Source organism: Mycobacterium sp. KBS0706, from assembly GCF_005938675.2.
GTDB lineage: Bacteria > Pseudomonadota > Alphaproteobacteria > DSM-16000 > Inquilinaceae > Inquilinus.
In genome coordinates this window covers 1-5,816 of the sequence record NZ_VCCH02000193.1, presented here as the reverse complement: position 1 = coordinate 5,816, position 5,816 = coordinate 1, and the positions used below count along the sequence as shown (strand labels likewise).

Annotated in this window: 3 protein-coding genes and 1 pseudogene; 2 read left to right on the top strand and 2 right to left on the bottom strand. The window is 64.9% G+C overall.

The window, feature by feature from the left end; genetic code table 11:
* Positions 1 to 1,791: pseudogene (locus tag FFK22_RS40585) on the bottom strand (calcium-binding protein); the annotation flags it as partial.
* A 492-nt stretch (positions 1,792 to 2,283) separates the two neighbouring features.
* On the opposite strand from FFK22_RS40585, the gene FFK22_RS40580 reads away from it, so the two are divergent.
* Positions 2,284 to 2,514 carry a hypothetical protein gene (locus FFK22_RS40580; protein ID WP_221939254.1) on the top strand — a complete coding sequence of 77 codons (231 nt, stop codon included), beginning with the start codon at positions 2,284 to 2,286 and terminating at the stop codon, positions 2,512 to 2,514.
* Between the two features lie 477 nt (positions 2,515 to 2,991).
* On the opposite strand, the gene FFK22_RS40575 is transcribed toward FFK22_RS40580, so the two are convergent.
* Positions 2,992 to 3,726 (bottom strand): class I SAM-dependent methyltransferase, encoded by a 735-nt coding sequence (locus FFK22_RS40575; protein WP_186002943.1) that lies wholly within the window; start codon positions 3,724 to 3,726, stop codon positions 2,992 to 2,994.
* A 210-nt stretch (positions 3,727 to 3,936) separates the two neighbouring features.
* On the opposite strand from FFK22_RS40575, the gene FFK22_RS40570 reads away from it, so the two are divergent.
* Positions 3,937 to 5,703, top strand: coding sequence for an adenylate/guanylate cyclase domain-containing protein (locus FFK22_RS40570; RefSeq protein ID WP_186002942.1), 1,767 nt, complete (start codon positions 3,937 to 3,939; stop codon positions 5,701 to 5,703).
* Positions 5,704 to 5,816 lie beyond the last annotated feature (113 nt).

The window sequence follows — 5,816 nt, the reverse complement described above, 5'->3', positions numbered from 1 at the left end:
CAGGATGTCGTCGAAGCTGGTGCCGATGACGTTCTCGATGTTGGTCAGCGTGTCGGTCTGGGCCTGGCCGCCATTGAGATTGGTCGTCAGATTGACCGCGACGGGGCCGGTCTCGAGATGATAGTCGGCCGTATCGATATCGGCGCCGCCGTCGAGGGTGTCGGCGCCGGCTCCTCCCAGCAGGGTATCGCTGCCGCCGCCCCCGGTCAGGATGTCGTTTCCGGCATTGCCCGCGAGGATGTTGGCGCCGGCATCGCCGGTGAGCATGTCGTCGAAGGCCGAGCCGGCGAGATTCTCGATGCTGATATACGTGTCTCCGGCCGCGGCGCCGAAGGTGGCCCCGCTGGCCAGGTCGACAAGGGCGCCCTGGGTGTCGGTCGCATACGACGCCCAGTCGGACCCGGCCCCGCCGTTGAGCTGGTCTGCGCCGGCCCCGCCGATGATGACATCGTCGCCGTTGCCGGCGTCGAACCCGTCGGCGCCCGCCCCGCCGTCCAGCAGGTCATTCCCGTCGAAGCCCGTGATGGTGTTCGAGCCGGCATCGCCGGTGAGCTGGTCGTCGAAGTTCGAGCCGCCGAGGTTCTCGATGCTGATATAGGTGTCCCCGGCCGCCGCTCCGGAGGTGGCCCCGGTGGCCAGATTGACCACGGCGGCCGAGCTGTCGGGAAAATAGGACGCCCAGTCGCGCCCGGCCCCGCCGTTGAGAACGTCCGCGCCAGCCTGACCATTCAGGACGTCGTCGCCCTCGTTGCCCAGGAGCGTGTCGTCACCGGCGCCGCCGCTCAGCAGGTCGCTTCCGGCAGCGCCATCGAGGGTATTCGCTCCGCCATCTCCGGTCAGTTGGTCGTTATAATCCGACCCGTACAGGCTCTCGATCCCGGCCAGCGTGTCGCCCTGTGCATCGCCGCCTGAGCCGGTGCCGGTCAGCAGATTGACGACGACTGCCGCAGCCGAGCTGTAGTAGCTCGCGATGTCCCAGCCGTTGCCGCCAATGATGCGATCCGCGCCTGCGCCGCCCAGCAGGCCGTCGTCGCCGTCCCCACCGTCGAGGATGTCGTCGCCGAGGCCGCTGACGATATCGTCCTCGCCCGCGCCGCCCTCCAGGACGTTCGCGCCACCGTCACCGACGATCGTGTCGTTGCCGGCACCCGTGCGCACGTTCTCGATGCTCGACAGCCATTCGATCCCGCCCGGGAAGTCTGCGAAGGTGCCCTGGCCGGTGGTCAGATTCACGGTCACCGCGGCGCCGTAGTAGGTGTAGTCCGCCGTGTCGGTGCCGTTACCGCCATTGAAGGTGTCCCAGCCCCAGTCGCCGCTCAGAACATCGTCGCCGTCGCCGCCGTTGAGGACGTCTTGGCCGTCGCCGGCGAGGATGATGTCGTTGCCGGCACCGCCGTCGAGGGTATCGTTGCCGGTGCCGCCCTCCAGCAGGTTGGCGCCGCCGTCGCCGATGACGATGTCGTTGCCGGCACCCATGCGCACGTTCTCGATATTCGACAGTGGCTCATACTGATCGGGTGGATACCCTTCGAAGGTGCCCCGGCCGGTGGCCAGGTTCACGGTCACGCCGAGGCCGTAATAGGTATAGTCCACCGTGTCGATGCCGGCGCCGCCATTGAAGGTGTCCCAGTCCCAGCCGCCGCTCAGGATATCGTCGCCGTCGCCGCCGTTGAGGACGTCGTTGCCCCAGCTGCCGTCGAGGATGTCGTTGCCCGCGACACCGTTGATCATGTCGGCGTCATTGGTTCCTGCGAGGTTGTCGCTGCCGGCCGTGCCGTTGATGATAGCCATTGCCCTGTCCCTGTTCATGGTTGCGGCGCCGCATTCCCGGCGCGGTGGTTACGGTTGAAGGCTGTCGCGCTCAGCCGGCGCTTCCTGGTCGAGACATGACGAGACCGCGTCAGGACCGGCCTGAGCGCTCCGGCACCTCTCTCCGGCTTGGATGTGCCCGTGCTGTGCGACTGGCGGCAAGATCCCACCTGCAGGATCGCTAATGCCGGCCAGTGGCGCAGGATCGATTAGTGGATGAGTGTGGAGATATTCTTTTCAGACAACAGATATGTGATTTCTATCACAGGAATTGGATGAGTCAATCGCTTGGTTACATTATATTTATCTCGAATTGCGGCTTTCCCGCCCAATGGTCGGCGATATCCGTCGTATCGGTTGCAGCATGCCTGCTTCCCTCGATGGTGGCGGGACGCGAGAACGGGAACTTCCTGGCGGAACACCCGTCATTGATCCTGGCGACCCGGATCTCCGGGCGACTGCCGCATACCCAGGATGGAGCGAGACGATGAAGGTCCGGAGGTTCGCGATCGCAGACGCGTCGATGGAGCGTTCCCCAGGGCAGAAGGCCGACTTTCGGTTTCGACGGATGCCGGGACGGTCACCGCCGGCCCCGGCGAGATCGTCTATATGCCCAAGGGCGAAGCGGTGACCATCCGCTCGCACGAGGAGGGGGCGGTGACCGCCTACGTCACCCACCCGCATTGGCGGGCGGCTCACGCCTGAGCCGCGGCCTCGTCGAGGCACCAGGCAGATCCCGATCTCCGCCGCCACCAAGCCAAGCGCCGTCGGCGGCTCGCGCACCTCGTGCACGACCTGCGCTCGAGGCCGTGGTCGCCGAACAGCGCCAGCACCTGGTCGGCATGGCTCGGCCGCGGCGTCTTGGATAGATGATCAGCGGCTGGCCGGCGAGATCGTCGAGGCGCAGCGGGCCGGACTGATCCTGCAGCGGATGCGCTTCCGGCAGCGCCAGCCGGGGGCGCGCTTCTGGATGGCTGGGCGATCGCCGTAGACGACGCCTGGGTTTCGGGTGCCGCCTCCCCGTTCGTCGGCAAAGGGTGAACAGCGGCCATTGCGTCGAGCGCCCCAGAGCGGACATGGCTGGATTCGACCCTAAGCGGCCTTTCATATCAAGCCAGCCCGCGGCCCGTCGTGACGCGAATTACAGTCCGTGACCGTTCCTGCGCCGAAAGCTCTGCAGGGTCATGCCGTGAAGCAATACAGGCGGAACAGGTCCGAGGGCGCAGCAAAGATCTCACGCACTGCGCCGAAACCCCCGTTGCGACCGAGGTCGCGCCAACCTGCATCCGTTTCGGGGAAGTCGGCCGCGTGCACATGCGCCGCCATGGCGTTCCACTCCGCTTCACTGTAGGCGGTCCAGAACGGCTTCTGCAGGTCCCAACGGTGCAGCCAAGCCTCCCGATCCTCACCATCGGGACTGGCGTTCTCGTAAATGAGGAGGAGCCCGTGCTTGCCCAGGATGCGGTGGATCTCGCGCATGAAGGCCAGCTTCTCCGGGTTGCGCAGATGATGCAGGGACAAGCCGATCCAGACGATGTCCGCCGGGTCCGTTCGAGAAGACACCGACCTGATGAAATCGCCCTGTTCGAGCGTTGCCGGGCAGGAGAGCCTCTCGCAGGCCTTTCGAGCGAGCCCGAGCGCCACGGGGGACAAGTCGATGCCGTGATAGTGCGCGACCTGGGTTCCATCGAGTGCGGCGACGCTTGCTCCAGCATCGCCACAGGCGATATCAAGAAAATCAAAGGGACGATCGACGTCTTGGACCAGAAATTCATGTAGCCGTGCGTAGGCCTCGCGATGGAACAAGAAATTGTTTTCCACCATTTTGTGATAAATATCCCAGTCACGCTGGAAGAGAACCAGAGTCGAAGGATCGGAGCTGGGATAGGGCGCCGCTTCTCCGCCGGTCTCTGCCATTGCTTCCCCCCCCGCTCCGGAATGCTCCCGACGCATTGGAAACAATTTAAGATAACACGTTTTAAGGTTGATGGATATCCGAGCGGCAAGCCGGTGACTCGTCCCATCATCGACTCGCGGACTCGCCGGTGGGCAACGGCCGCACGTTGCGGAAGGACGCAGACACCATCGCCTGCTACACTCGTGCCGGCATTCGAGAGAGCCCCGGCCATGGAAGCGTCCGGCAGTCGGCGTCTCGCTGCGATCCTGGCGGCCGATGTCGTCGGTTACAGCCGGCTCGTGGCGGAGGACGAGGAAGGAACACTGCGGACGCTCGGGACTTACCGGGCCGCCATCTCCGATCTGGTGCGCGAGCACGGCGGGCGAATTTTTGGCACGGCCGGCGACAGCGTCGTCGTCGAGTTTGCGAGCATAGTGCAGGCGGTCCGCGCGGCGGTCGCGATCCAGCGGGCCCTCCAGCGGCGCAATGCCGATCTGCCGCCCGGCAAAAGGCTGGAATACAGGATCGGGATCAATGTCGGCGATGTGGTCGCCGAAGGAGACGATCTCCTTGGCGACGGCGTCAATGTCGCCGCGCGTCTGCAGGAAATCGCCAGCCCGGCCGGCATTTGCGTCAGCGGGGTAGTGCGGGAGCAGGTTGAGGGCAAGCTCGATTTTTACTTGTCCTCTGTCGGCGAGCGTTCACTCAAGAACATCCCTCGGTCAGTCCCAGTCTATCGTGTCGAATGGCGTGCAGAAGAGCCGGTCGCGATGGACGCGCTCCTCAGCGGCCGGTCGCTCGCTTTGCCGGACAAGCCGTCCATCGTAGTCCTGCCGTTCGTCAACATGAGCGGCGATCGGGAACAGGAATACTTCGCCGACGGCGTCACCGAGGACATCATCACCGCGCTTTCACACTATCGCTGGTTCTTCGTCATCGCGCGGAACTCTGCCTTCGCCTACAAGGGACGTGCGCTCGATGTGAGGCAGATCGCCCGCGAGCTCGGCGTGCGCTATGTGCTCGAAGGCAGCGTGCGTCGGGCAGCGAGCCGCCTCCGGGCCACCGCTCAGCTCGTCGACGCGGAGACCGGTCGCGATCTCTGGGCCGAGCGCTTCGATCGTGATCTTTCCGATGTGTTCGCCCTGCAGGACGAGGTCACCCAAAGCGTGGTCGCGGCGATCGAGCCTGAGATGCAACTCGTTGAGGGTAGGCGAGCCACGCGCAAAAATGGCGGCAGCCTCGATGCCTTTGATCATTGCATGCGCGGCATCTGGCACTTTCAGCAGTTTGCCCGCGACGAGAATCGCACTGCGGAGATGCTGCTGCGGCGCGCCATCGAGCTCGATCCCAATTTAGCGCTGGCCCACGCATATCTCGCGCGCACGTTGAATGCTCGGATCTGGTGGGGGTGGAGCGAGGATATCGATAACGAGATGGCCGACGAAGTGGCAGCGGCGGCGCGCGCTGTTGTGCTCGACGAACGGGACCCATACTCACACTACGCGCTGTTCCTCGCGGCGATGATCTCGCTCCGCCATGAGCAGTCGCTCGCCGCAGCGCAGCGCGCGATCGACCTCAGCCCCAACTTTGCCCTCGGTTACTTCGCGCTCGGATGGATCCGCGTCTACATGGGCCGGTCGGCGGAGGCGATCGACCCGATGCTTCGCAACCTCCGCCTCAATCCCAACGACCGCCAGTCGGAGACCTTTCTTGGCTTCGTGGGCCTAGCGCAGTATCACGTCGGCAACTTCGAGGATGCGGCCGAATACTGCTGTCGAGCACTCCGTGTTCGCCAAAATCGCATCACGCTGCGCACCCTGCTTGCCGCTCTCGGGCAGCTTGGCCGGCACGACGAAGTCGCCTCTGTTATCGTGAAGATGGACGAGGTCAAGCCACCCCAGGCGGACCGCCACTGGGAGGTCACGATGCCGTATGCCGATCCCGCGAGCCGCGCTTTCCTCGACGAGGGGCTGCGAAAGGCCGGCCTGCAGATCTGACGGGGGCGGCGGCGGGGATTTGCCTCAAGGCGCAAACCCCATCCAGTGCGGGTTCCAATCCCGGATACTGGAGGTTGCGGGCGTCGGCTGGCACTCGCCGGAGGGCTCGCTTT